The 549-nt window shown below is 65.0% G+C and carries 1 protein-coding gene; it reads right to left on the bottom strand.

The features are described 5' to 3' along the window. On the bottom strand, window positions 1-549 hold a 549-nt coding region (locus EN807_RS32440; RefSeq protein ID WP_246684498.1), incomplete at both ends, for an ISAs1 family transposase.

The following is a 549-nucleotide window of genomic DNA, read 5'->3' as shown; positions in this document are numbered from 1 at the left end:
CTCGGCGACGGCGGGGGTGACCTCGGTCAGTCGCTGCTTGGCGTGAGCAACCCAATGCCGACGGTTTCCCTTGAGCGCGATCAGGTAGTCGCCGCCGCGTTCGGTGATGGCCTGTGCCATGCGCGTGTGACAGTGGAGCGCATCGGTCGTGACCATTGTGCCAGTAAGATCAATGAGTTCGATCACCTTGAGGGCGGCCTCGACCTCATTGTCTCCGTCGTCCGGCGACACCGCCGCCAAGCATAGCCGCGTCTCGGCGGCGAAGGCCGACACCGTCAGCGGCGGACTGGCCGCAAGGCCCTTCTCATAGGCTCGTCGCAGCGCCTTGCCATCGAGCGAGACCACCTCCTGGCAGGCACGCGCGAAGTCTGCGGCAAAGGCGGCGAAGGCTCGCCCGAACGCCTCCGGATCAAGTAGTCGCAACAGCCGCGAGAAGGTGTCATGGCTGGGTGCCACCTCGTACTCGATCAAGCGCGACAGTGCCTGCCTGCGCTCCTGTGCAAACAGCGAGAACTCTGTTGCCTTGCTTGCCCCGCAAAGGCTTGCGGC

Source organism: Mesorhizobium sp. M5C.F.Ca.ET.164.01.1.1 (assembly GCF_004792125.1).
GTDB lineage: Bacteria > Pseudomonadota > Alphaproteobacteria > Rhizobiales > Rhizobiaceae > Mesorhizobium > Mesorhizobium wenxiniae.
Note: the sequence above shows the minus strand (reverse complement) of the source record. Positions and strands in the feature narration are given on the sequence as shown.